Origin of the sequence: Acinetobacter nosocomialis, assembly GCF_041021905.1 — a bacterium.
Classification (GTDB): domain Bacteria; phylum Pseudomonadota; class Gammaproteobacteria; order Pseudomonadales; family Moraxellaceae; genus Acinetobacter; species Acinetobacter nosocomialis.
In genome coordinates this window covers 3,467,291-3,493,349 of the sequence record NZ_CP157432.1, presented here as the reverse complement: position 1 = coordinate 3,493,349, position 26,059 = coordinate 3,467,291, and the positions used below count along the sequence as shown (strand labels likewise).

Below are 26,059 nucleotides of genomic sequence, written 5' to 3'. Positions count from 1 at the left end.
AAAGCACACAAGTTACGCGCTCATAGCTCAGCTGGATAGAGCACTTGGCTACGAACTAAGGGGTCGGGAGTTCGAATCTCTCTGAGCGCACCAACTTGAAGAATTAACCGCTTTTATAGCGGTTTTTTTGTGCCTGTTATTTAGTAAAATTTTAAAAATCTAAATTTATAACTTTTTAATTATATTAGAGATAATGATAAATGAATCTGGCTTTATTTGACTTTGATGGCACGATCACTCATAACGATACTTTTAGTTTATTTCTTAAATTCTCTTTGAGTAGAAAAACTCAAATATTAGGTGGTCTTCGGCTTGCGCCTTATATTGCAGGATATAAGTTCGGATGGGTAACGGATAAAACCATACGAACTAAGCTCTGTCAGGTGGGATATATAGGCTATGATGCAAACTCTCTAAAATATATGGGACAAGAGTTTGCTAAAACGGTAATTCCTACCTGTATTCGTGAAAATGCTTTAGAACGTATTCACTGGCATAAACAGCAAGGAGATCAGGTTGTTGTGGTATCCGCTTCATTGGGTGTTTATTTAGAAAGTTGGTGTCAGTCTTTAGGTTTGGATGTTATCTGTAATCAACTTGAAATAGATAATGGTATTTTAACGGGTAATTTTATTAATGGTGATTGTGGTTATTTAGAAAAAGTAAATAGAATAAAAAATAAATATGACCTAACCCAATATTCTACAATTTATGCTTATGGAGATACTCCTAATGATTATGCAATGTTGGAGCTAGCACATAAGAAATATTATAGATGGCAAGAGATGAATTAATTATTAATTAATATTTAAAAATATATTTAAAAAAGAAAGCCACTTTATCAGTGGCTTTCTTGAAAATTATTAAACAGTATGTACAGAGATATTTAAGAAGTGGTCAGTAAGTAGTGACTGAGGTACTAAAGTATGAACCGTGTCTGTTGCGTTAGATACTGTAGAAGTTACTCCGCCTAAGTTACCAGTTACTCCACCTAATAAGTTAGAAATAACATCTGTGCCACCTGTACCAGTTACGCCACCAGTTAAGCTACCTACGATATCTGTTACGACACCGATAGGGTTGCTGCCAGCTGTGCCCCCAGTCACACCACCAATAATATCGGTAACTGTGCCAAGAGGGTTACCACCAGTAACACCACCAGTTAAACCACCGATGATATCAGTTACAGTACCAAGCGGGTTACCGCCAGTGGTACCACCAGTAACACCACCAATAGCACCAGTTACGCCACCAAGAATGTCGGTTAAAATGCCAGTCGCAGTTGTGCCATTTGAAACGAGAGTGTTGACAATACCAGTCGCATGATCAGTTGCACCTTGGATATTGCCGCCAACTAAATCAGATACAACTTCAAGCGCACCATTTACAGTATCGCGAGAAGTTTCAAAAGTTAATGTACCGAGGTGAGCAATATCAGTAACAGGGTGTTCAGTTTGAGGAAGTACGCCAACTACAGTGTCCGCAACAGTATTAATGCCTGTATTAATAATGCTAGTTTTTAAACTTTCCACACCTTGAAGAACATCAATACCACTTTGAACGGCATCAACAACTGGGGAAATAGGAGATGTACCACCACCAATAATCCCGCCCGTTACACCACCGATGATATCAGTCACAGTACCAAGCGGGTTACCGCCAGTAGCGCCACCAGTTAAACCACCGATGATATCAGTCACAGTACTAAGAGGATTACCGCCAGTAACACCGCCCGTCACACCACCGATAATGTCAGTCACAGTGCCAAGCGGGTTACCGCCAGTAACACCACCAGTTAAACCACCGATGATATCAGTCACAGTACCAAGCGGGTTACCGCCAGTAGCGCCACCAGTTAAACCACCGATGATATCAGTCACAGTACCAAGCGGGTTACCGCCAGTGGTACCACCAGTTAAACCACCGATGATATCAGTCACAGTACCAAGCGGGTTACCGCCAGTGGTACCACCAGTAACACCACCAATAGCACCAGTTACGCCACCAAGAATGTCGGTTAAAATGCCAGTCGCAGTTGTGCCATTTGAAACGAGAGTGTTTACAATACCAGTTGCATGATCAGTTGCACCTTGGATATTGCCGCCCACTAAATCAGATACAACTTCAAGCGCACCATTTACAGTATCGCGAGAAGTTTCAAAAGTTAATGTACCGAGGTGAGCAATATCAGTAACAGGGTGTTCAGTTTGAGGAAGTACGCCAACTACAGTGTCCGCAACAGTATTAATGCCTGTATTAATAATGCTAGTTTTTAAACTTTCCACACCTTGAAGAACATCAATACCACTTTGAACGGCATCAACAACTGGGGAAATAGGAGATGTACCACCACCAATAATCCCGCCCGTTACACCACCGATAATGTCAGTCACAGTACCAAGAGGATTACCGCCAGTAGCGCCACCAGTAACACCGCCGATAGCGCCCGTTACACCACCAATAATGTCAGTTACAGTACCAAGCGGGTTGCCACCAGTAGCGCCACCAGTTACACCGCCAATAGCACCAGTTACACCACCGATGATGTCAGTCACAGTACCAAGAGGATTACCGCCAGTAGCGCCACCAGTAACACCGCCAATAGCACCTGTCACACCACCGATGATGTCAGTCACAGTACCAAGCGGGTTGCCGCCAGTAGCGCCACCAGTAACACCGCCGATAGCACCAGTTACCCCACCGATAATGTCAGTCACAGTACCAAGCGGGTTGCCACCAGTAGTACCACCAGTTACACCACCGATAGCGCCAGTTACACCACCAAGAATGTCAGTTAAAATACCAGTTGCAGTTGAACCATTATGAACAAGTGTTCCAAGAATACCTGTTGCAGATTGGGTAGCTCCTTGGATGTCACCACCTACTAAATGAGAAACTGTTTCTAAAGCACCATTTACAGTATCGCGAGAAGTTTCAAAAGTTAATGTACCGAGGTGAGCAATATCAGTAACAGGATGTTCAGTTTGAGGAAGTACGCCAACTACAGTGTCCGCAACAGTATTAATGCCTGTATTAATAATGCTGGTTTTTAGACTTTCGACACCTTGTAGCACGTCAATACCGCTTTGTACGACGTTAACAACTGGTGCCAGTGGAGAAGTTCCGCCTCCGACTACACCACCAGTGACACCGCCAATAATATCGGTCACGGTACCAACAGGATTGCTACCAGTAGCACCACCAGTTACACCGCCAATAGCGCCAGTTACACCACCAATAACGTTGGTTAATCCACCAACAGGGCTACCGCCAGTCACGCCACCAGTTAAACCACCTACCACATTGGTTATGGTTCCTAATGGATTTGTTGAGCCTGCAGTACCAGTTACGGTACCCACTACATCAGAAACTAATCCTGTTGTAGCATGCGAGACTGTATTGGTTACAGTTGAAAGTACATTAGAGAGTAAGCCTGATGTTGAAACATTTCCATTAGCAATATTTATGTCAGAAACGTTTACATTAACAGGAGAACCTGTGTTTACAACAGGATTCACCGATACAACATTACCCAGGTCCTGAGTAACTTTTGTTATCGAAGATACGAGATTTTTCAGTAAGAACATGATGGTCTATTTCCTGTATATTTATGTATTTTTAAGTAAGTATTTATTTATTGCGTTAGGCAATTATTGAGATATGTTTCTCAATAATTAAAATTTAGTATTGGGTAGATCTCAAAAAGTGTCAATGCATATTTCTACTCAAATAATTTGATACTTATAATATTTTGACAATTAGTTATTCATTCTGATTTAGACATAAAAATAATAATTTTTTTTATAATATATAGTTTGAGGATGAATGTATGTTTCTCTCATTTTATTATTATTTTTTATAATTATTAATGCTAAATAATTTTATTTATAAAAATACTTTTGCATAAGTAGAAATATATTATTTATATAATCCTGACTAAAAAGCTAGGCTTTTATTTCTGTCAATTTGGCCAAAATGCCCAAATTGGATAGATGAAGACAGAAAACTTTAATTGCAAAAAAATATTTCAAATACATTTTATGGGCAAACAATCCTTTTTTGGACAGCTATGTTACTGAGGTATTTTATTATGGCTAAGAACTAGACGCTTGATGACAAAAAGATGAAAAAGGTCTTTCTAAAATGAAAAAACTGCGTATAATGCCCTCCATCAAGTACGCGCTCATAGCTCAGCTGGATAGAGCACTTGGCTACGAACTAAGGGGTCGGGAGTTCGAATCTCTCTGAGCGCACCACTTGAAGAATTAACCGCTATATAGCGGTTTTTTTGTGCCTATTTTATATGGATTCTAATAAAAAAAGCTGGTGCACATGGCGACCAGCTTTAAAAAGTTCTAAATTCAAAAAAAACTATTATCCGAATGTTTTAAAACGACTTTCATCATCAATAAAGGTTTTTTCACCAGCTTTAGCTTCAATAGAACCAAAAACTAACTGAGCTCTTAGCTTCCATTCAGATGGAATATTAAATAAAACATTAATTTTTTCATCAATAATTGGGTTGTAGTGTTGCAATGAAGCGCCAATACCTTGTTCAGTTAAAATGTTCCAGACCGCAAATTGTGCGATTGCTGTTGAATGCTCCGACCAGATTGGGAAATTATCAGCATAAGCTGCAAACTGTTCTTGTAAACCTTTAACCACGTTCTGATCTTCATAAAACAAAACTGTGCCTGCACCAGCAGCAAAACTTTGAATTTTTTGTTCTGTTCCAGATACAGCTTCAGCTGGAACAATACTTTTTAAAACTTCAAGAACTGTATCCCAGAATTTATGATGTGATTGTCCAAATAAAATGACAGCGCGAGATGATTGAGAGTTAAAAGCAGAAGGGCTGTGACGGATTGCTTCTTGAATTAACTTTTCAATTTCATCATTTGATTGGCTTAAGTTATTTCCAATTGCATAAATAGAGCGGCGGTTCTTAATGAGTTCTAAGAAAGAAACTGCATTTGAAGGCTCTAGCTCTTGAGCTGCTTTTAAAGCCACATCTTCTTGAGCTGTCGTTTTTTGATTTAAGCCAAATAGTTTTGCAAAGAAAGACATGACGTATTCCACTAAAGAGACAATAGAAGTATTTTATAAATTTAAAGATATTGAATAAGCCTTAAAAATATGAATCTACGTTCTATATATGAAACGAGTAAGCAGCTTGTATGAGTGAAGGCTTTATAGTTCGAGCAAAAATAAAAAATCACTTTTGATTCATTTTAAAGCGTAGATGAATATGCTCTAATAGTTTCGATTTATTCAATATTGATACATAGTGATGACCGAGCAAAAAAGCGCTTTATCTTTACGTTATTATTTAAATTTAGAAGAGTCTCAAGACGGGTTTGGCTTGGTGACATTCGGAAAGAAACAATTCACACGTTTTTTAACCCCTGTTATTAGTATTGCAATTGTTATTTGGGGTTTTTATTTAGGCTTATCAGGCGTTGGTCGTTACTATGTTGCTTTGGGTATTTTTTTCCTGATTATGCAAGGTTTAATGCGCTATTGGCTTTTACCTATGATGTTTAAACGTCAATTTGTTCGTTATCAATTTGGTAAGAGCGAGCAGGGGATCGATTTATACCAAGATTACTTTGAGCTTTATGCCGCTGGCCGTAAACAAGTTGTACAGTATGGTGATGTACAGACTTTTGCCAAAGGTAAACTAACTTATATGCTTGAGTTAAAAAATAAAACGGTCATTATTGTACCGAAACGTGCCTTTGCTCAAGCTTCAGATCAAACTATATTTGAAAATACATTCAAGAAGTAAGTTATTGGAATTATTAGCCGCAACAATAAAGGAAGCCTCATGAAAACACGTCCTTCAAAAATCGTTTGTGTGGGCAGAAGTTATGCTGATCATGTAAAAGAGCTGAACAATGCAATGCCGGGACGACCAGTATTGTTTATCAAGCCTCCAAGTAGTTTGATTGGTTTAGATGAAGGTATTTCATGGAATCCTGCTTGGGGTAGCTGTCATTTCGAATGTGAGTTTGTTTTACGTATTGATCAGCCACTAAAAGGAGAAACCGATCCGCAAAAAGTATTGCAGGCCATTGGTGCAGTGACTTTAGGATTGGATTTAACATTACGTGACTTACAAAATGAATTAAAAGATAAAGGTCAACCTTGGGAAAGAGCAAAAGCATTTGATGGCTCATGCGTACTTGCGGACTGGGTAGATGTAAGTGAAATTACGAATTGGGAAGAAACTAAATTTACTTTCCATATTAATGATGAACTGCGTCAAGATGGTAATACCGCCTTACTCATGTTTAATATAGCTTATCTATTAACAGATATTAATCAGGTGTTCTCACTTGAACCGGGCGATGTCATTATGACTGGCACGCCAGCGGGTGTAGGACCATTACATGCTGGTGATCAGTTAAAAATGACTTTGAAAGGTGCGACTCAGGATTTTATTTGGGAAACCTTTGTGAAAGCATAATTTGATTTACCTCACTAAGTTTTGAACCCTATTATTAAACAGATAATAGGGTTTTTTATTATACTCAAAATTAATTTATTGATAGAGCTTTCGGAACTGGTCTGGGGTAAAACCCATCCAACGTTTAAACATATAAATAAATGCCGATGCGCTGGCATAGCCCAAATCAAAAGCAATACTTTCGATGGTTTTTCCTTCATTAAGCATAGTCATTGCTTTCATTACTTTTAATCGTTGCCTCCATTCATGTAAGGACATTCCCAACTCTTTTTGACTGTAACGCGCCAAGGTTCTTTCAGTCATATTTATTCGTTCGGCTAATTCTTGCAAAGTGCTGTTATCGGCAGGGCATTGGTGTAAATCATTTAGAATTTTTGCTAAAGCTGGATGATCTGTTGTAGGTAAATAACTACCCACTAATTCAGCCTGTATCAGTTGATCTAATAAAACTTGGAGTAGGCGTGTATATTCGACTTGGGTTTCATCTTGTGGGTTTTGCCTCAAGTGATCGAGTAAAGCAGGTACAAGTGGGGACGTTAATAGGATACCGGCTTTCTGCGGTAACTTTTGGCACAGACTTTCATGAACATATAAAGTTGCATGAGTCACTTCATTGCGGTTAATACCACTGTGTTTGGTATAAGGAGGAAGCCAAATACCATAAGGTGGCGGGGTTAAATAATTAATTTGATCAATATTAACTTCGAGTGCACCACTAAATGCATAAATAAACTCACCCCATGCATGCGCATGTTGAGGATAAACCGTTTCTGCGGGTGCATTACGAACACGGAACCAAAGCAAATCAGGAATTGCGTTATGAGCCGGAATTTCCTGAAAATCCTGCACACGTTGAGCTGATTTTTTCATCTTTGAAAATTGCCTGAAATTGCTTATGTATTGTCTGTTTTTCACTATATCATGTAAATAAGACAGTTCTATAGTCAGATTTTTCGCTATAAATAAAGGTGCTAAATGGAAGAGCGCAAAAATCTGGATACCAGAGCTTCGGCTTTAATGGTGCTTTTATGTATGGTCTTAGGGCTGCAACAGGTAGTTCTGAAAATAGCAGCATTAGATATTGCGCCGATTATGCAAATTGCTTTACGTTCCGGGTTATCGGCTGTTTTGGTTTTACCTTTATTATGGCGAGATCAGATTCATCTATTTTCTTATCAACAATGCAAAGCTGGTGCTCTTGTCGCTTTATTTTTTTCATTAGAATTTTATTTTGTCACTCAAGCCTTAAAGTTTACTTCTACCTCCCATACAGTAGTTTTACTGTATACCGCTCCAATTTTTGTTGCTTTAGGGCTTCATTGGAAATTTCCTACTGAACGTCTGAACCGAGCGCAATGGGGAGGTATTGCTCTAGCTTTTATGGGGATCATTATTACATTTTACCCAACAACCACGACTACAAATGCACCAGCTCTAACACAAGTTTTATTAGGTGATTTATATGCACTTATGGCTGGGCTTGCATGGGCACTCAGTACAATTATTGTTCGTTTATCTCCTTTAGCTCAAGCACCGGCAACTCAAACATTGTTTTATCAACTGTTTGGCTGTTTTGTTCTACTCTTATTAATTGCTTTTTTAACAAATCAAACAACAATTCATTTCACCACTTTAACGATCCTAAGCTTAAGCTTTCAAACTTTAATCGTATCTTTTGCAAGTTTACTACTATGGTTTTGGTTATTAAGAAATTATCTTGCATCACGATTAGGAGTATTTTCTTTTTTAACCCCGTTATTCGGCGTGCTATTTAGTATTTTGTTATTAGAGGAAAAATTAGAAATTAAATTTATTTTTGGAAGTATTTTAGTGTTGTCAGGAATAGTCATCATGAGTCTAAAGCAGGGCAAAGCTAACAGCAGCTAAGCCCTGATGTTAATTGAGCATTATTTCTCTTCAAAAATTGTTGAAAGTGGAATAGAGAGTTTCGCAGCTAAATAGTCATTTGATTCTACTAAAGCAGGACCAATTCTTTCCATCCATTCATCATCATCATGCACATTTAATACATCTGGACGTAAAGGAAGTGGATAAGGCAATGCAGTAAAGAAGCTCCAAAAATCGACTTGAGATAAATTACGTACTAAAACATATTCATCTTTATCTGTACGTTTCACTAAATTTTGCTCTTCAAGCAAAACAACATAAGCGGGCCAACGGCCAATCTCTCCACGGCCTAAAATTGCCAATGCTTCTTTATCACTTACACTTTCACCAAGTTTTTGCTTTTTATAAAATAATTCTAAAATATCAAGTAGCATGAGTACGGGATGTCTTTTTTGTTCTTTACCCGAATGAAAAGCAGTAAGCGCAAAACTCACCTCGACACCGAGCAACACAATATTCCAAGATAAGAAGACCCATAATAGGAAAATAGGTACTGCTGCAAATGCGCCATATATGATTTCATAACTGGTAAAGTTTGACATCACAAAGCTAAATAAATTTTTGAGTATTTCAAACAGTACAGCACTCAAACATGCGGCAATTGCTGCTGAAAATAGAGGGACTGTGCGGTTGGGAATAGTCCAATATAAAATGAAAAAACCTAGAACAGTAAGAACAAAAGAAATAAGCCAGAGCAAGAATGCACCATCAAGTTGATAGCCCGTGAAGTTATTACTCAATAAGTTCATAGATGCAACAGTTGATGAAATAACAAATGCACTGCCTAAAATAATCGGACCAAGTGAGATAATGGTCCAATAACGCATAAAGCCAACAATGCCGCTACGGGTTTCTTTTACTCGCCATATACGATTAAAAACAGTTTCAATTGTGGTCAGCATTAAAACTGTGGTGACAAATAGAAATAACACGCCAATCACAGTTAAATTGCTAGATTTTTCAGTAAAAGCATTAAGTGCTTTATCAAATGCAATTGTGCTTTTAGGTAAAAAATTACTATAAATTAAGTGCTGTAACTGTTGTCTGGCTGGTTCTAACGCTTTAATTGAAGAAATAATAACTAAAAATACCGTTAGCATCGGCACAACGGCAAAAAGAGTTGTGTAGGTGAGGGAGCCTGCCTGTTCCCGGCAGCGATCAGCTTCGAAACGCTTAATTACGAATAAAATAAATTGAAACCAGGTCTTGTTATAAAAAGGAAGTCTCTTCAAAAAACGTTCTAACATGCGTCATCTATCCCGATTTTTTTAATCATGATGTGGGTGATTGATATTCACCGGTGTATTCGGTTGAGAACACTATGGTTGGTGTGAGGAAAACTTTAACCTAAAGAATAAAAAAGTATTCTGAAAGTTCCCTATGTATCATGGTAACAAAAGGTAGTAAAAAGCTTTTACAAATATTTGTTACGGTTGCCTTTAAAAATCAATCACCTTTAAAATTTCATAAAATTGGCTAAGCCAAAAAAATAAAAAATACCGTATAGTGTTCTTTTTAACAAAATTCATGAAACCGATGCAACCTTACATTCTTGTGCTTTATTACAGTAAATATGGTTCTACTAAAGAAATGGCGCATCTTATTGCGAATGGTGTTGAATCTGCAGGTATCAGCGTAAAAATACGAACAGTACCCAATATTGCAACAGTTGTAACTGAGGCTGAACCGAGCATTCCCGAAGAAGGCGATATTTATTGTACTTTAGAGGATTTAGCCAATTGTGCAGGCTTGGCTCTAGGGTCTCCAACCCGCTTTGGTAATATGGCGAGCGAAATGAAGTATTTTTGGGATCAGACCACAAGTCTTTGGTTAAATGGTGCTTTGCATGATAAACCAGCATGCGTTTTTACTTCTTCTGGTTCAATGCATGGTGGACAAGAAAGTACTTTGTTGACGATGTTACCTCCATTATTTCATCACGGCATGATGATTTTAGGTTTGCCAAATTCTATTCCTGCGTTGTCGAATACGAAAACTGGCGGAACTCCTTATGGTGCAAGCCATGTGAGTGGTCCTAGACATGACCAAAGTTTAAGCCAAGATGAAAAGCTTTTATGTGAAGCACAAGGTAGACGTTTAGGTGAAATGGTAAAAAAGCTTTGCCTATAGTTTTATAAAAATAAAAAAAGAGCGAAAGTCCGCTCTTTTTTTATTGAAACAATTTTATTCTTTAACAAAAGTTACTGTGCCATCAGTAAGTGATTTAACACGTGCTAATGACTCAACGCGGTAACCTTTCTCAAGCAATAAATCACGGCCAGGTTGGAATGATTTCTCAATCACAATACCAACACCTACAACCTCTGCGTTTGCTTGGTGAATTAAGTCAATCAAACCGAGTGCAGCTTGACCATTTGCCAAAAAGTCATCAATTACTAAAGCTTTATCGCTTGAGTTGATGTGTTTATTTGAAATAGCAATAGTACTTTCTGTTTGTTTAGTAAAACTAAACACTTTGGCGCGATATAAATCGTCTTTCAAAGTCAGCGATTGATATTTACGAGCAAAAATCACAGGTACACCAAGTTCTAAACCTGCCATGATTGCTGGCGCAATACCTGAAGCTTCAATGGTAATAATCTTGGTAATCCCTGCATCTTTGAAGCGAGCGGCAAATTCTTTACCAATCTGCTGCATGAGGACAGGGTCAATTTGGTGATTTAAGAAAGCGTCGACTTTCAACACTTGATCAGATAGAACGATACCTTCTGTTAAGATTTTCTGTTCTAGTGCGTGCACGGGAGAATCCTCTAGACGGATGCTTTTAAAGCAAATGCGTATTTTAAAAAGCATCCGAAAAAATGCAAGCTTTAATTCGTTTTACCGCTATAACTTGTTAATAACAAACCATAAGATGTTTTGCCATCAATATGACTTACCTTAACCGGTAAGTAGTCTAATTTAGGCGCTAGCCAGAAAATCGTACTACGATCTGGTCGGCCATGTTCTAAGACAACTTTTACAGTATCAAAAGTGCCATAAGAAGTTTTAATTTTTTCGCTGCCTTGTTTTACAAAACGGCGGTTTTCAACTTCTTTTGCATCGGCAAGAGGGTACGAAGACTTAAGTGAACCATTTTTTAAATCTTCACGCACTTGCAATTCAGCATTTAGCTCGTCAAGTACGCCCGGCTGCCAAGCAAATGTTCGTGCTTTATCATCTTTCTTGGTGCTAATTGTCTTATTGCCAGGGTTAAAATTAATATTCATAGTATTGTTATGAATTAAAATTTTACTGGTACGGCTAAAGCTTTGTGATCCGATTTTGCCATTTGCAAAACTAAATTTACTTGTTTCGCTCGCAGAAGCAATACCGCCTGCTTTTGCAGTGAATAGATAAGTCCAGTTATTGCCTTGTTGACTAAGTGCGCGTGTTGCTGAACCCATGCCTTTATTATTATAGGTAAACTGATAATTTGCCTGAAATGGGCTCATGGCAAGTGCATGGCTAGAGAAACTTGCAATAAGCAAAGTTGTCGAAATACCAGTTGCGATGCTGAATGATTTCAGAAATTTTGTTGCCATAAGTAAATATCCTTGTACAGACTGAAAGGTCAGTGCTGATGCATCTATGACTTTTGCATATTATGCCTGTTGATCATGGAGAAAAAATCAGGATTTATGCTAAATATGTAATCTCTTTGTGTTTTTTAACAGTGAATTACTTTGGCTCATACAGTTGTTATGCATCTTTTTGCTGTATTGGCGTAATTTCAGTGTCTTCAAGATCATCTTCAAAGTCATCTTCTTGGTCTCGGAAAAGTAACGCGGTAAGATTGACGTTACCAAAGACGACTAATTCTGCTTCACGTACTCGAGCATAGTTGATATGCACCTTTCCTAAAGTTTCAATAATGCTGGCTTTTTTACCGAACCAACGATTTAGGTCTAGAAAGATAAGGTCGTCTTTTTCTTGGGCTACGTTAAAACGCTCTAAAATCATGCCCAATGGATCTTTTTTTAGAATTTTGTGATAGTAAAAAATAGCAGCTTTTACAGCAATTTTTTGCCAGAAATTTTTATATTTAGCTTCTACAATTTGTGTATTACTAATTTGTTCAAATACAATAAGTTGCTGTTCTTTGTTGAATTCCATCTGTATCAATTTTAAGTCGACAGATAAAGTTGTCTCTAAACCTTTAACATGCATTGTGGCATATAGCCTTAACCAGTCATGATAAAGGTCTGCATGTAGATCATCTAAAAACTCGACATTATTAGTCACGTAACGTTCTAAGGTCGCATTTAGAAAAGTTTGCGACAATGTAAAATCTCTTTCTTCCTCAATGAAGGCTTCAGCTTTTCGGTAGACTTTATGAAGACGTTTGACTAATGAGGAAAATAGCGTTTGCATAAAAGAACTTCCAGAAGATGAATTATTAAAGAAACAACACACTCTTTATTATGTTAAAAACAGGTTTTGATATTGCAGTGTAACAAATTTAATTGATACATTTTCACAAAATGAAAATGGATAAAAACCTATATTTGAAGTGAATCACACTTTTATCCATATTTGAATATCAGTTTGTATTTTGTTCGGTTATTAATACTCTGGGGAAAAGGCATTTATATGCTTTTAAGATTATGTTGAAAAAAAGAAGTCTTTCTATAGAGCCTTTTCATTATTGGTGGCAAGACCGAGTTTTTATTGTCGCGATAATACTCGCAATCTTATTGCATACTTTTGTGCTGCTCATCCATTTTGCGATGCCTGCACCATCAGAACAATCGACTAAAGAAATTGCGATATCGGTTCGTCCTACAGAAGAGATCGTTAAGCATGCAGACTTTTTAGCTCAAGCAGACCAGCAGGGTTCGGGAACTTTTCGAGCGGCTCATCGAATGTCCAGTAATTCTCCGACGCCTATGCCGACTGATGCTTCAACTGGCGAAGCTCAGTTAGACACTTTGGAAAAAGTGCAGCAACAAAGAGAACTTAAATTTGAAGAAAAAGTATTAATGACTGTGTTGAGTTGGCAGAAACAAGCAGAGGAGAGCCAAAGGAAAAAAGCACTTGAACAGTTACAGAGCCAATTTCAAGCAAAAGCCGCAATGGTCGCGAGCCTTGAAGCTCAATATTTGCAACGTCAGCAAGATTTCAGCCGCCAACAAAAAATAAAAACGGTAGATGGTATTCAAGCCAAGAAAGATGCCTCAGCAGCTTATCTAGATAAATTCCGTGAAAAAGTAGAGCTTTACGGTAACCGCTATTATCCAGAAGAAGCCAAGCAGCAACAGCTAAAAGGTGAAGTCCGCCTTATGGTGATTTTAAATGCTCAAGGGGGAATTCGTGCAATCCGTTTACTTGAAAGTTCAGGACATCCAGTTTTAGATGAGGCAGCAAAGGCATCAGTACGTCGTGGAGCACCGTTTGGTCGTTTTGATGCAAATATGAAGGATATTTCCGAGCTACGTATTGTGCGTACTTGGCGTTTTGATCCAGCTGAAGCCGAGTTTGAAGTTCATTAATGAAAAAATGTGGATAACTTTTAGGATATCCACATTTTAAAAATGAATTAAGAAGCTATTTGCGTTCTTAATGGTTTGAGAAAAATTGATTATTCCTGATAAGGATTAGCAATATTGAGTTTAGCTAAAATTTCGATCTCTAAACCTTCCATTTCTTCTGCATCTTCATCACTTATTTCATGGTCATAGCCGAGTAAGTGCAGAACACCATGTACTAAAAGATGTGCAAAATGATTTTGTGCAGTTTTCTTTTGTTCCAGAGCTTCTTGTAATACCACTGGAATACAAATCACCAAATCACCTAGTGGTAATGCATCAAGCATTGGTAGGACTTCTTCGGGAATGTCGCTTGGAAACGAGAGAACATTGGTGGGTTTATCTTTCTCACGATATTGCAAGTTAAGTTGATGGCTTTCTTCCAGATCAACACAGGCAACACCAATTTCACACTCTTCGTTGTAGCCAACGTGGCGTAAAGTTGTCTCAATAATTTTTTTGAGTTGAGCTCGTTTGAGCTCTAACTCAGGGGATTGAAAGTCTTGTTGTAAACTTAAACTGATTTTCAAAGTGAATCCTTAGGCATCCTGATGTTGCAGGTCTGCTGCTGTATCGTTTTCAGCGACTAATGCTTCTTGGCGTGCTTTACGTTCAGCGCGTGCTTCAGCATTAAGACGCTGTTGTTCACCATCCCAACCTTCATACGCTTCAACAATTTTTTGAACAAGTTGATGACGTACAACGTCGCGAGAATGGAAACGGGTAATATGAATTTCTTTAATGTTCTCAAGTACACGAAGGGCGTGTGCCAAACCGGATTGTTGGCCTCGAGGTAAATCTACTTGGGTAATGTCACCTGTAATCACTGCACGAGAGCCAAAACCTAAACGGGTCAAGAACATTTTCATTTGTTCAGGCGTAGTGTTTTGCGCTTCATCCAAAATTACAAATGAATGGTTAAGTGTACGGCCACGCATATAAGCAAGAGGTGCCACTTCAATCACTTGACGCTCGATTAACTTGGCAACTTTTTCAAAGCCAAGCATTTCGTAAAGCGCATCGTAAAGAGGACGTAGGTATGGATCAATTTTCTGGGTGAGATCACCAGGTAAGAAACCGAGCTTTTCTCCTGCTTCTACTGCAGGGCGAACAAGTAAAATCCGCTGGATTTCATTACGCTCTAACATGTCGACTGCGGCGGCAACTGCTAAATAAGTCTTACCTGTACCAGCAGGGCCTACACCAAAAGAAATATCGCTTTGTAAAATACGTTGTACATAGCGTTTTTGATTGGCACCACGTGGATTAATGCGACCTTTTCGAGTCTGGAAATAGACATCCATTGGCGCATCATGCTCTTCCATCTCTTCACCAACTAACTCGAAATTACGTTCAGTTTGTGAAGATTGAATCAAGAGATGTAATAGATCAGCACTGATTTGCTGAGACTCTTCAGTTTCTTCGTAGAGTCGTTGCAATAACGCTTCGGCTCTCCCAACAGCATCTATCTCACCATCTATGTGAAAAACATCTCCACGATGAGTAATTTTGACATCTAAACGCTGTTCGATTTGCTTAAGGTGCCCATTATAGGCACCCAAGATGCTCTTTAAACGTTCCATTGAAATTTCAGGAAATGTTACGGTACGTCGAATCGCTGCAGTCAAGAGAAAACCTTTCAGTAGACTTTAGAATACCTCTACATTACGCCACGTCAGGCTCAAGATTCAAGAGTTCACCGTAAACTAAATTTAAAGTTTTAATTTCAGTAATCTCGATCTCGGCAAAACGGCCAACCCAAGAAGCATCACCTACAAAAGTTACTAAGCGAGTATTGTCTGCTGTACCTACTAAAATATTAGGGTCTTGATCAGAAACTTTCTCGATAAGTACACGTTCAATTTTGCCAAGCATTGCATCAGTTTTTTCAATACTAGATTGCTTAATGACTTGTTGAACTTGTGCTAAACGTTCTTTTTTAACATGTTCAGGAGTTGTATCTGGTAAGTCAGATGCTGGTGTGCCAGGGCGTTTTGAGTAAACAAAGCTATAAGAGTGATCGAAGTCTAAATCTTTGATAAATTGCAATGTTTCTGCAAAGTTTTCGTCAGTTTCGCCTGGGAAACCAATAATAAAATCGCTCGATAAATGCATATCCGGGCGTATTTTACGTAACTTGGCAATCTTGTCGATGTATACATCAATAGTGTGATTTCGCTTCATTGCTTTAAGTACATCATTTGATCCACTTTGTACTGGCAGATGTAAGTGTGAAACCATTTGAGGTAAATCTTCATAACACTGAATAAGTTCATCGGAGAACTCAAGCGGGTGTGAAGTTGTATAACGTAAACGGCCAATTCCAGGAATTTCTGCAACGAGTCGTAACAATTCAGGGAAGGTACAAATACCACCTTCGAATGTTTCACCACGATATCCGTTTACATTTTGACCAAGTAAGCTAATTTCACGAACGCCTTTTTCAGCAAGACCCGCGATTTCTGCAAGCACATCATCAAGTGGACGAGAAACCTCTTCGCCACGAGTATATGGAACCACGCAGAAAGAGCAGTATTTAGAGCAACCTTCCATAATAGAAACGAATGCTTTGAAACCTTCTACGCGCGGTTCAGGTAAGAAGTCGAACTTTTCAATATCAGGGAATGAAATATCAACGAGCTTAATTTTTTCTTTTTTCGGCTTTTCCACTTGTGCATGATGTTGGTCAAGCATTTGTGGTAAACGGTGTAAGGTTTGTGGGCCAAAAATCATGTCGACATATGGCGCACGTTTTTGAATGTTGTCACCTTCTTGAGATGCAACACAACCACCTACACCAATCACAAGATCAGGATTTTGTTCTTTTAACTTACGCCAGCGCCCTAATTCACTAAATACTTTCTCTTGTGCTTTTTCACGGATAGAACACGTATTCATGAGCAGAATGTCTGCTTCATTAGGGTTAGTTGTTAAAACATAACCGTGAGAATCCCCTAAAAGGTCTGCCATACGGTGACTGTCATACTCATTCATCTGACACCCTTGAGTTTCAATATATAATTTCTTTATTGAAACATCAGTGGTGTGCGTTGGCTGGGTAACAGTGTTTTCTGAGGCAGCTTTGGCACCATTGGGAATGAAGGTTTGAACCGTCATGTAGGCTCCTAACAGATCGATCTAGATAAATAATAAAATGACCCAAAACGGGTCAAACCGATCATTATAGCAGTATTTGAGCCAGACAGATAACAATAAACTGCCATAAGCTGCACATGATTTATGAAGACAAATGACATAAATTTTAATGATGTCGAATCAGATAGTTACATAACACAACAAAAGAATGTACGAAGAATAATTAAACTATGCCTAAAGGTGGATAGTCAGGGTTTAGCACATTTATGAGACCAGGTAAAAAGAGCTCATCAAACAAGAGTCGTGTGATGAAAAATAAATATGCACATCGTAGCTGGTTAGGAGCTGTGTGTTTACTTGGTTGTTCATTGTCTTATGCCGCAGAAGAACAATTTAACGATGCATTAAATGCCGCCAATAGTGGTAATACTGCTTTATTAGATCAATATCAGGCTGCAATGCAAAATGATGTGTTGGGCTATTATCCTGAATACTGGAAGTTAAACAGTAATTTAGGATTTCAATCTCCAACATCAATTGTAAGTTTTGCCCAGCGCTATCCACAATCTGCTATGGCAGAGAAGCTTGCAGCGGATTATGTTGAAGAAAAAGTTAAACAAGCTGATTTTGTATCTGCACAGCCATTGTTACCTTATGTCTCTAACCCTGACCCAGCCGAAAATTGTGCTTTGGCGCAGGTACGAGCTAAAAGTGGTGATGCATTGGTATTTGCAGAATATAAAGATGTTTGGTTAGCCACTGAGTCACAACCAGACTCTTGTGTTGGGCTAGGCCGTATGATGCTTACCAGTCCATTAATGAGTACCCAAGATAAGCAACAGCGTCTGTGGGTACAGCTACGTTCAGGCTTATCAGGACAAGCTCTTGCAACTGCTCAAAGTCTTGGAATGAATCTTTCTTTGGCTCAGCTCAACCAGATTCAGGCGAATCCTCTTAATTATTTATGGACTGCTCCAAAGACCAATGATGTAGATTATGCCTATTTGATTTTCGCATTAGGTCGTTTAGCGAATAATGATTTAGGTAATGCTTTTGCAAATGTACAGCGTGTAGCGCAAGGTACTCCAGAGAGCGTGCAAAAGTATCTTTATCGAACCGTGGCTTATATCGGTGGCACGACGGTGATGAAAAATAACTTTAACCGTGAAGTACTTCAATATTTTGATGCCAGCTATGGTTATCCGCTAAGTCCTGAAGAAGCTGAAATTTATGCACGACAAGCTATTCGCTTTAGCGCATGGGAAAGCTTAATTCGTGCGATTGATAGCATGTCAGTTTCCCAGAAACAAGAAGATCGCTGGCAATATTGGTTAGCCCGTGCGACAGAACAACGTGGCGATAGTAACTCTAAAAACACGGCACAGCGTATTTATAAAAAATTAGCTGAAAGTGGGGATGATTATCACAATCTTCTTGCAAAAGACCGGTTAGGTGTACGTTATAACCATCAGCCATATAACGACGAGCCGACTGCAAGCGATTTACGCCGTCTAGATCAAAATATTCACTTTAATCGTGCATTTACTTTAAGACGTATTAACGCAAATCCAACGTATACCAACCGTGAATGGAACTGGGCAGTCCGTCAAGCATATCTTCAGCATGACGATGGATTATTATTGGCTGCGGCAAAACGTGCTCACGATATGGGATGGTATGATCGTGCAATTTACGCAGCAGATCGTACAACGAATAAACATAATGATACGTATCGTTATGTGACTCCGCATAAGACTAATGTCGTAAGTCATAGTTACAATGCTGGAATTGATCCTGCGTGGGCTTATGGTTTAATGCGTCAAGAAAGTCGGTTTGTTACCTCGGCACGTTCTCATGTAGGAGCTGGTGGCCTTATGCAAATTATGCCTGATACAGCAAAGTTGATTGCTCGTCAGATGGGGGAGACATATAATCCGGCGGCGTTAAGTGAAATGAATACCAATATTCGTTATGGAACATTTTATTTATCAATGATTCAAGGGCAGTTAAGCAATAACCCTGTTTTAGCGACAGCAGGCTATAATGCTGGCCCAAATCGTGCAAGACGTTGGCAACCCGATTACCAACCGATTGAAGCTGATCAATATACAGAAACCATTCCATTGCTTGAGACTAGAGATTATGTCAAGCATGTCATGACAAATGCGACCCATTATGGAGTGGTGTTGGGGCAAGGCGCTCAGTCGCTAATACAGCGTATGAAAGTCATTCCAATGCGATCATCACCTTAATTTTAGATGATGAATGATGGAACATTCTTTTAATTGGCATAACCAAGTTTTAATTAAATGAAATATAGATATCTAGGACTTCATCCAATATCGCAACTTGCATGGTGGCTCATCTGTGCAAGCATTGGATTGATGAGTTCTGTTTTACATGCGGAACCTGTAAACGTGCAAGGTTATGTCATGCATGTTCAGATGACGCCTGCTGTCTGTTCGTTAGATCCTTCTAAACAGAAGCAGCGTAAATGTCTTGAAGGGTACTCACTCACAATTACGGGTTTAATGCCTGAAACAACTAGAACGGACTGTTCAACTGAAAGTTCTGCCACCCTTTCGCCCTTGCAAGCTAAAGTTGTTGCTCGAGTGATGCCAGACAACAACGCTCGTGTGCAACTTTGGAAGAGTGTTGGTGGCTGTGTACCTATGAACGCCAGTCAGTATTTCCGTACAATTATTAACTTCGCTGAACGATTAAAAATACCTGCCAATTTAACCAGTTCTAGTAATGTAGAAATGCAACAATCTACATTACGTCAACAATTTACAAAGCTTAACCCGAGTTTGCCACAAAATGGCATTCGTTTTTCGTGCCAACTTTCACGTTCCGATGTTGTACTTACTGAAGTTAAAGTTTGCTACACAGTAAATGGCCAATATAAGCAATGTTCAAATCATGTAGTCTCTAATTGCCCAAGTGAAATTACAATTAAAGGTAGCTATTAAGAGTAGCTACCATTTCACAGAAAAATGCTCACCATACATTGAATCTATTTGTAAAGGTTAATTTGTATTTTCTATCAGACTTTTGGTGAAAATGAGTCGCTTTTACATGCATCTGCAACTTCTTTAGAGTACAATCTTTGCCGTTTATGATGATTTGGTTAAGTAGAATCGCTATTTAGCCCGATTAAGGACACTCATTGGAGACAATTACATGAAGCAACCCGTTCGTGTTGCCGTGACTGGCGCTGCAGGTCAAATTGGTTACAGCTTATTATTCCGTATCGCAAGCGGTGAAATGTTAGGTAAAGATCAACCTGTTATTTTACAATTGCTTGAAGTTCCAGTTGAAAAAGCACAACAAGCGCTTAAAGGCGTAATGATGGAACTTGATGACTGTGCTTTCCCTTTATTGGCTGGCATGATCGGGACTGATGATCCTAAAGTTGCATTTAAAGATGCTGACTATGCATTATTAGTTGGTTCTCGCCCACGTGGTCCTGGTATGGAACGTGCGGACTTGTTAAAAGTTAACGGCGAAATCTTCATTGGCCAAGGTCAAGCATTAAACGAAGTTGCTAGCCGTGACGTTAAAGTATTAGTTGTAGGTAACCCTGCAAATACAAACGCTTACATCGCAATGAAATCTGCTCCAGATCTTCCAGCGAAAAACTTCACAGCAATGTTACGTCTTGACCACAACCGTGCATTGACTCAAGTTGCTCAAAAAGCTGGTGTTGCAGTTGCTGACATCGAAAAATTAACAGTTTGGGGTAACCACTCTCCAACAATGTATGCTGACTACCGTTTTGCTACTGCAAATGGTGAAAGCTTAAAAGATAAGATCAACGATCCAGCTTGGAACAAAGACGTATTCCTTCCAACTGTTGGTAAGCGTGGTGCTGCGATTATCGAAGCGCGTGGTTTGTCTTCTGCTGCTTCTGCTGCTAATGCTGCAATCGACCATATGCGCGATTGGGCACTTGGTACAAACGGCAAGTGGGTAACTATGGGTATTCCATCTGATGGTTCTTATGGTATTCCTGAAGGCGTTATGTTCGGTTTCCCTGTAACAACTGAAAACGGTGAATACAAAATCGTTCAAGGTTTAGAAATCGATGAATTCAGCCGTGAGCGTATCAACTTCACTCTAAACGAGCTTGAAGAAGAACGTGCAGCAATTGCTGACATGCTAAAATAATTCATTAGTTAAATGAATTGGAAAAGCACTCTCTTGTAGGGTGCTTTTTTATATTTGAAATTTAATAAGAACACACAAAAAACAACAAGAAAATATAGACCTAGATATACAACTAACATCTATTGTTGCTAGATTATTGAAAAGAAGCCATGGGAGAATAACAATGTTTGAACAGCAACCGACATTACAACTTTTATTCGAGCAATTGGGTTTGGATGCTGATGACGCGAGTATTGAAAATTTTATAAAAACGCATCAGTTACCCGCTGAGCAGAAGTTACATGAAGCATCTTTTTGGTCCCAAGGTCAAAGTGATTTCCTAAAAAGCCATTGGGAAAAAGATGATGAGTGGATTGTCGTCATTGATGAACTTAATGAGCAGCTACACGAAGATAGTGTAAAAAAATAACCAAATAAAAAGGCCTGTTTATAAATAACAGGCCTTTTAAAATTCACACTTTAGTGAGTTTTGAATTTTAATAATTCTTTATACCATGGCTCATGGCGTATTGGATGAAATACTGGATGTTCATGAACCAACTCAAGATCACATTGAGCAGTTGATAAATATTTTGTAAGCCAATGTCGGGTAAGAGCTGGTTTTTCCTGCGCTGCCGAAGCATAAGCCAAGAAAAAGTATATATCACTATGGTGATGGTGAGCTAAGGGCTTTAAAATTTGCTGTGCAATGAGCGCAAAGCGTTTTTCTTTATTTAGCTCAAAATAAATCATATACGCTTTAGCTAAATGAAGAGATAAATTCAAATACAAACGCATTGGCATTTCATCGTATTCCATACGAGCTTGCTCAAGCAAAACAATAGCTTCTTGCAAAAAATGAATTTGCTCTTGACGAACACGGCTTAATACAACGAGCTGCATACGTAAATCTGCACGTTCCAAAGCAAGTTCGGGCGTATTCTCAGTTAAATAGAGTTGGTCTGTTTCACCAATTCTGCTCACAATCATTTTTGTTTCAATAGACATACGCCTTCGCCCTTTTTAATCAATAGCTCTTATATCGGGTTTATTTAAGAAATTTAAAGAGCACTTATCTAACTCCAAATCGAGTTTCCACTACGAAGCCAAGCTGTAATTGATAAACGCTGCTGTTTAGAAACTAAAACTTCATGAAGCAAATTACTTTGGAAAATAACTAGGCGATTAGGTTCTGGCGTAATAATGTGCCAAATATCATTTTTGTCCTGCAAGCGTAATTGTCCTCCCCAATCATCCTGCCATTCAGGATGTAAATAATAAACAGTAGAAATAATACGGTCGTTTTTTTGTTGAGGATTATCTCGATGTAATGCATAAAATTCACCTGCGTTATAACAGGCAAAATGCGCTTCAACCTCTTTAATTCCTAAAAAGAAAGCTTGATTTAGATGTTGGCAAAATGAAGTTAGGGTTTCGACATGTTGTTCGGCAATAGGAAGTGACTCATTAATCCATAAAATATGATCGCTTCGAATAGTACTCACTACACCATTTTGAATCCCTGCTTCACGGAACTCATCAAAGTGATGACTACACTCTGTGGCAACTTGAGCAAGATACTCAGTAGAATAAGCATGGTTTACAATTGCAAAACCATGTGCATTTAAGTCATCTAAAATCTGGTTCAGATTCCAACTGTCAGGAAGTGGTCGAGAGCGCATATAACCTCATATCGATCGTAAGAAAATCAAGCAGCCTTATTTTAGATGATCACAACCTTACGAAAGAATATTTTTTTCATGTTAAACTATTCGTTGAATTGAGGAATTAAAGTCAACATGAATTACCGTCACCATTTCCATGCGGGCAACTTTGCAGATGTTATGAAGCATGTGCTTTTGCTACAGCTTCTCAACCGTTTAAATGCTAAAGATAAACCTTATCGTTATATCGATACGCATGGAGGGGCAGGAAAATATGATCTATCTCAAGCACCTGCACAAAAGTCAGGAGAATTCCTAACGGGTATTCATCGTCTTGTACAGCTTTCTGAAATGGAAAAACGTCAAGCTCCTGAAGCAATCCAGCAATACTTAAAACTTGTAGAAGAATTACGTACTGAAGAAGGTAAAGGTAGCTATCCGGGTTCTCCTTGGTTTGCTTTGCAAGGTATGCGTGAAATCGACAAAGCGACTATATTTGAAATGCAGCGCGATGTTTTTCAGCAATTACGTCATAACATTCGCGATAAACGTGCAGGTTTACATGAGCGTGATGCATATGAAGGCTTGCTCGGTGTAATTCCACCGAAAGAAAAGCGCGGTCTGGTTATGATTGACCCGCCTTACGAATTAGAACGTAAAGACTTTCCACAATTGGTTGAGCTCTTGCAAAGCGCTTATAAGAAATGGCCAACAGGTGTCTTTGCAGTTTGGTATCCAATCAAAGACCGCGCAATGATTGAACGTTTTGAAAAGAAAATGTTCAAAACTGGAATTCGCCGTCAATTAATTTGTGAAATTTGTGTATGGCCAGATGACACACCTGTAGGTCTGAATGGTTGTGGTTTATTGGTAATTAACCCACCTTGGCAGTTCTCTGAGCAAGCAGACCAAGCCCTACAATGGTTATTTCCTCACTTACGTATGCAAGAAACAGGTGGTCACGCTGCTGTTCGCTGGTTAGTGGGTGAGTAATAATTAATCTAAATCAATGCACATGTTTGGAATAGAAAATAATGACAAATGCGCCTAAACCAGAGCAAGATTTAACTCATAATGAACATTCTTTTGATGGGATTACGTTCGAAGTGGTTGAAGAAGAAGATAATCCGGAAGGACAAAAAGTGAAGCGCCGAGGTATTTATCTTTGGCCTAACTTAATCACGACAGCCGCTTTGTTGTCTGGTTTCTATTCCATTATTGCAAGTATGAATGGCGAATTTACACAAGCGATCTATGCCATTTTTCTTGCTGCTTTGTTCGATGGATTAGATGGACGTGTTGCCCGAGCTATTGGTGCTCAAAGTGCTTTTGGTGAGCAATATGATTCTTTATCTGATTTGTTAGCATTTGGTGTGGCGCCAGCAATGCTGATGTATAGCTGGAGTCTCCATGATTTAGGTCGCATCGGCTTAGCATGCTGTTTTGTTTATACGGCTTGTGCAGCATTCCGTTTGGCGCGTTTTAATGTTCAAATTGGAGTAGTTGATAAACGCTATTTTATTGGTATTGCAAGTCCATTAGCTGCAATTATCATTATTTCGCTTGTATGGGTGGCTCGTGATTATCCGTTTATTTTCGATTTGCGTGATATTGCGATTCAGGTCATTAATGCGGTAATCATGGTTGTTGTTGGTTTACTTATGATTTCCAATATAAAATATTATTCATTTAAGCAAATGGACCGCAAACGTGTTCCTTTTGTAGTTATGTTGCCGGTAGTACTGATTTTCGCAGCAATCACTTATAATATCCCAATGGGTATTCTGATTGTTTCAATCATCTATGCTCTATCAGGTTTTGTTACCACACTTTTAGCTAAAAAAAATAACGAGACTATCAAAACATAAATTAGATGAGGTTCAGTATGCCGAAGTTGATGAGTCCAATAAATCAATTACAGCAACTGAGCCTCAACTCAAATGAGGGTGTTGTTTATCAACCCGCTAGAGGCTTCTTTAAAGTTGTCTATCAAGGCTTAATCCTTCCAAATTTACCGGCCCCACTTCGTTATTTTAATTATATTAGTCTAATCGGGCAGCCTAGAATTCCACTTTGCTATAACGCAAACAGTATTGTGACTTCAGCAATTGATACAGCAACAGTACTGGTGAGTAACAGCCTGCACAGTGTAGGTCACTTAAAAACCTATTCTATTCGAAGACAATGTCAACTTACTCCTAATAGTTACCAATTTGATAAAACAGATCTTATTGAATGGCAAATTCCAAGAGTTCAGCTTACACGAACAGATTCTGAAATGAGTTGTGACTTAGTTGTCCAAACACCTTCTGATATTTCCAATTCTTCAGCACTACAGTGGGGAATATCTGACTATTGGTCTGTTTTATGTCATTGTGAAGGAGAGATTTTATATAAAGGGCAGAAATATGAAGTCAATGGATTAGGACGTTTTAAACATGCTCGGGCCTTGCATTTACCTTTCTTATCTTTATGTTTTTATACCTGTCAGATTATTAATTTAAATGAAACAACACAAATCACACTTTCTCAAATAAGAAATCAATGGAATATTATTCTGTTTTCACGTTTAGATATTCAAGAGCTAGGCAAGCCTGCTGTCACATTTACGGAAGATGTTAATTTCCATATCCATCGGGTTTATCCAAAGGTTGAAACACCACATGGACGTGAAATGTATTTACCTCGAGAGTTTTCTTGGCAATGTAAAAAAAATGGAAAAGTAATTTTCGAACTCTATGCAGAAAGTCGTGGTGATTACAAATTTGGATTCGCTGCTGGATATATTGGAAGTTTCCGTTACCAGCTAAGTTGGAATGATCAATGCCTTCAAGGAGAAGGTGGATATTGTGAATATATCGATTGCCGTCCATTAAGATGGCAAGAGAAGAATCAAGATGAGAAAATCCTAGATAAATTGATGCTTTTACAACCGTGTTTATATAAAAAATGAATATTTTTATCATTTTTGATCAAAAAGCGAACTGTCGTTGCGCTAATATTAAAAAAGGTATTGCAAAGGGATTTGGATGGTCTATAATGCACATCCATCGGCGGTGATGCAGATAGAAACTTGTTGAAAAACAGTTACTTGAGATTAAGTTGATTGCTTTAAGTGATGAATTTGATGTTAAGTTGGTTTAAAAGACAAGTTTTAAAAATATCGAAATTACCTGTTGACTTTTAAGAGATTAAGAGTAATATAGCCGACCTAGCTTGCTGGTGACGAACCAGGAAGAAGATCA

Annotated in this window: 24 protein-coding genes, 2 tRNA genes and 1 pseudogene; 15 read left to right on the top strand and 12 right to left on the bottom strand. The window is 38.6% G+C overall.

Features of this window, described 5'->3' with window-relative positions; translation table 11 throughout:
* Window positions 1–16: 16 nt before the first annotated feature.
* A tRNA-Arg gene (locus tag ABLC00_RS16275) sits at window positions 17–93 on the top strand.
* Between the two features lie 107 nt (window positions 94–200).
* On the top strand, window positions 201–794 hold the full coding sequence (locus ABLC00_RS16270) for an HAD family hydrolase (RefSeq protein WP_002049730.1): 594 nt from the start codon (window positions 201–203) through the stop codon (window positions 792–794).
* Between the two features lie 69 nt (window positions 795–863).
* Here the strand turns inward: ABLC00_RS16270 and ABLC00_RS16265 are convergent, their stop codons facing one another.
* Window positions 864–3,587 carry a hypothetical protein gene (locus tag ABLC00_RS16265; protein ID WP_032066787.1) on the bottom strand — a complete coding sequence of 908 codons (2,724 nt, stop codon included), beginning with the start codon at window positions 3,585–3,587 and terminating at the stop codon, window positions 864–866.
* A 592-nt stretch (window positions 3,588–4,179) separates the two neighbouring features.
* Here ABLC00_RS16265 and ABLC00_RS16260 point away from each other — a divergent pair.
* Window positions 4,180–4,256: transfer RNA gene (locus ABLC00_RS16260), tRNA-Arg, on the top strand.
* A gap of 118 nt (window positions 4,257–4,374) precedes the next feature.
* Here ABLC00_RS16260 and ABLC00_RS16255 read toward each other — a convergent pair.
* The gene (locus ABLC00_RS16255; RefSeq protein ID WP_006582610.1) at window positions 4,375–5,067 is read right to left on the bottom strand and encodes a nitroreductase family protein; all 693 of its coding nucleotides are present in this window, start codon (window positions 5,065–5,067) and stop codon (window positions 4,375–4,377) included.
* Window positions 5,068–5,290: 223 nt separating this feature from the next.
* Between ABLC00_RS16255 and ABLC00_RS16250 the strand changes: the two genes are divergently transcribed.
* Together ABLC00_RS16250 and ABLC00_RS16245 are read left to right on the top strand one after the other, a co-directional pair.
* On the top strand, window positions 5,291–5,788 hold the full coding sequence (locus tag ABLC00_RS16250) for a YcxB family protein (protein ID WP_004711841.1): 498 nt from the start codon (window positions 5,291–5,293) through the stop codon (window positions 5,786–5,788).
* 39 nt (window positions 5,789–5,827) lie between these two features.
* Window positions 5,828–6,469, top strand: a complete 642-nt coding sequence (locus ABLC00_RS16245; RefSeq protein ID WP_006582611.1) for a fumarylacetoacetate hydrolase family protein — start codon at window positions 5,828–5,830, stop codon at window positions 6,467–6,469.
* A 75-nt stretch (window positions 6,470–6,544) separates the two neighbouring features.
* On the opposite strand, the gene ABLC00_RS16240 is transcribed toward ABLC00_RS16245, so the two are convergent.
* Window positions 6,545–7,339: an AraC family transcriptional regulator gene (locus tag ABLC00_RS16240; RefSeq protein WP_033847086.1), complete on the bottom strand. Its 795-nt coding sequence runs from the start codon at window positions 7,337–7,339 to the stop codon at window positions 6,545–6,547.
* A gap of 105 nt (window positions 7,340–7,444) precedes the next feature.
* Between ABLC00_RS16240 and ABLC00_RS16235 the strand changes: the two genes are divergently transcribed.
* Window positions 7,445–8,356 (top strand): DMT family transporter, encoded by a 912-nt coding sequence (locus ABLC00_RS16235; RefSeq protein WP_033847087.1) that lies wholly within the window; start codon window positions 7,445–7,447, stop codon window positions 8,354–8,356.
* A 20-nt stretch (window positions 8,357–8,376) separates the two neighbouring features.
* On the opposite strand, the gene ABLC00_RS16230 is transcribed toward ABLC00_RS16235, so the two are convergent.
* Window positions 8,377–9,624 carry a YihY family inner membrane protein gene (locus ABLC00_RS16230; protein WP_002050751.1) on the bottom strand — a complete coding sequence of 416 codons (1,248 nt, stop codon included), beginning with the start codon at window positions 9,622–9,624 and terminating at the stop codon, window positions 8,377–8,379.
* Window positions 9,625–9,904: 280 nt separating this feature from the next.
* Between ABLC00_RS16230 and wrbA the strand changes: the two genes are divergently transcribed.
* Window positions 9,905–10,507, top strand: a complete 603-nt coding sequence (gene wrbA / locus ABLC00_RS16225; RefSeq protein WP_006582614.1) for an NAD(P)H:quinone oxidoreductase — start codon at window positions 9,905–9,907, stop codon at window positions 10,505–10,507.
* A gap of 54 nt (window positions 10,508–10,561) precedes the next feature.
* On the opposite strand, the gene ABLC00_RS16220 is transcribed toward wrbA, so the two are convergent.
* From ABLC00_RS16220 to ABLC00_RS16210, 3 genes are all read right to left on the bottom strand, one after another.
* Window positions 10,562–11,137, bottom strand: coding sequence for a xanthine phosphoribosyltransferase (locus tag ABLC00_RS16220; RefSeq protein WP_002050789.1), 576 nt, complete (start codon window positions 11,135–11,137; stop codon window positions 10,562–10,564).
* Window positions 11,138–11,208: 71 nt separating this feature from the next.
* Complete coding sequence (locus ABLC00_RS16215; protein ID WP_002050776.1) at window positions 11,209–11,922, bottom strand: DUF3108 domain-containing protein; 714 nt, start codon at window positions 11,920–11,922, stop codon at window positions 11,209–11,211.
* A gap of 157 nt (window positions 11,923–12,079) precedes the next feature.
* Complete coding sequence (locus ABLC00_RS16210) at window positions 12,080–12,751, bottom strand: hypothetical protein (protein ID WP_006582615.1); 672 nt, start codon at window positions 12,749–12,751, stop codon at window positions 12,080–12,082.
* Between the two features lie 233 nt (window positions 12,752–12,984).
* Between ABLC00_RS16210 and ABLC00_RS16205 the strand changes: the two genes are divergently transcribed.
* Window positions 12,985–13,869, top strand: coding sequence for an energy transducer TonB (locus ABLC00_RS16205; RefSeq protein ID WP_006582617.1), 885 nt, complete (start codon window positions 12,985–12,987; stop codon window positions 13,867–13,869).
* An 89-nt stretch (window positions 13,870–13,958) separates the two neighbouring features.
* On the opposite strand, the gene ybeY is transcribed toward ABLC00_RS16205, so the two are convergent.
* Genes ybeY through miaB form a run of 3 tightly spaced genes read right to left on the bottom strand, consistent with a single transcriptional unit; the run spans window position 13,959 to window position 17,022 of the window.
* Window positions 13,959–14,435 carry an rRNA maturation RNase YbeY gene (ybeY, locus tag ABLC00_RS16200; protein WP_006582618.1) on the bottom strand — a complete coding sequence of 159 codons (477 nt, stop codon included), beginning with the start codon at window positions 14,433–14,435 and terminating at the stop codon, window positions 13,959–13,961.
* 9 nt (window positions 14,436–14,444) lie between these two features.
* Window positions 14,445–15,533: a PhoH family protein gene (locus ABLC00_RS16195; RefSeq protein WP_002050786.1), complete on the bottom strand. Its 1,089-nt coding sequence runs from the start codon at window positions 15,531–15,533 to the stop codon at window positions 14,445–14,447.
* A 37-nt stretch (window positions 15,534–15,570) separates the two neighbouring features.
* Window positions 15,571–17,022: a tRNA (N6-isopentenyl adenosine(37)-C2)-methylthiotransferase MiaB gene (gene miaB / locus ABLC00_RS16190; RefSeq protein WP_002050781.1), complete on the bottom strand. Its 1,452-nt coding sequence runs from the start codon at window positions 17,020–17,022 to the stop codon at window positions 15,571–15,573.
* A 287-nt stretch (window positions 17,023–17,309) separates the two neighbouring features.
* Here miaB and ABLC00_RS16185 point away from each other — a divergent pair, with 287 nt between their 5' ends.
* From ABLC00_RS16185 to ABLC00_RS16170, 4 genes are all read left to right on the top strand, one after another.
* A complete protein-coding gene (locus ABLC00_RS16185; protein WP_004884546.1) occupies window positions 17,310–19,253 on the top strand; it encodes a lytic transglycosylase domain-containing protein in 1,944 nt (647 codons plus the stop codon).
* Window positions 19,254–19,310: 57 nt separating this feature from the next.
* Complete coding sequence (locus ABLC00_RS16180; protein ID WP_004711857.1) at window positions 19,311–19,973, top strand: hypothetical protein; 663 nt, start codon at window positions 19,311–19,313, stop codon at window positions 19,971–19,973.
* A gap of 211 nt (window positions 19,974–20,184) precedes the next feature.
* A complete protein-coding gene (locus ABLC00_RS16175) occupies window positions 20,185–21,171 on the top strand; it encodes a malate dehydrogenase (RefSeq protein ID WP_002050778.1) in 987 nt (328 codons plus the stop codon).
* A gap of 163 nt (window positions 21,172–21,334) precedes the next feature.
* Window positions 21,335–21,580: a DUF2789 family protein gene (locus ABLC00_RS16170; RefSeq protein WP_004711858.1), complete on the top strand. Its 246-nt coding sequence runs from the start codon at window positions 21,335–21,337 to the stop codon at window positions 21,578–21,580.
* Window positions 21,581–21,630: 50 nt separating this feature from the next.
* On the opposite strand, the gene ABLC00_RS16165 is transcribed toward ABLC00_RS16170, so the two are convergent.
* Entirely contained in the window at window positions 21,631–22,158 is a 528-nt protein-coding gene (locus tag ABLC00_RS16165; RefSeq protein ID WP_002050748.1) for a hypothetical protein, read from the bottom strand.
* Window positions 22,159–22,226: 68 nt separating this feature from the next.
* Window positions 22,227–22,832 (bottom strand): 2OG-Fe(II) oxygenase, encoded by a 606-nt coding sequence (locus ABLC00_RS16160; protein WP_006582619.1) that lies wholly within the window; start codon window positions 22,830–22,832, stop codon window positions 22,227–22,229.
* 117 nt (window positions 22,833–22,949) lie between these two features.
* Here ABLC00_RS16160 and ABLC00_RS16155 point away from each other — a divergent pair, with 117 nt between their 5' ends.
* The 3 genes and pseudogenes from ABLC00_RS16155 to ABLC00_RS16145 all read left to right on the top strand — a co-directional run bounded on the left by ABLC00_RS16155 (window position 22,950) and on the right by ABLC00_RS16145 (window position 25,786).
* Window positions 22,950–23,807 carry a 23S rRNA (adenine(2030)-N(6))-methyltransferase RlmJ gene (locus ABLC00_RS16155; protein WP_004711861.1) on the top strand — a complete coding sequence of 286 codons (858 nt, stop codon included), beginning with the start codon at window positions 22,950–22,952 and terminating at the stop codon, window positions 23,805–23,807.
* Window positions 23,808–23,848: 41 nt separating this feature from the next.
* Complete coding sequence (pssA, locus tag ABLC00_RS16150) at window positions 23,849–24,682, top strand: CDP-diacylglycerol--serine O-phosphatidyltransferase (protein ID WP_002050746.1); 834 nt, start codon at window positions 23,849–23,851, stop codon at window positions 24,680–24,682.
* 17 nt (window positions 24,683–24,699) lie between these two features.
* A pseudogene (locus tag ABLC00_RS16145) lies at window positions 24,700–25,786 on the top strand (DUF6670 family protein).
* The last annotated feature ends 273 nt before the right edge of the window (window positions 25,787–26,059 follow it).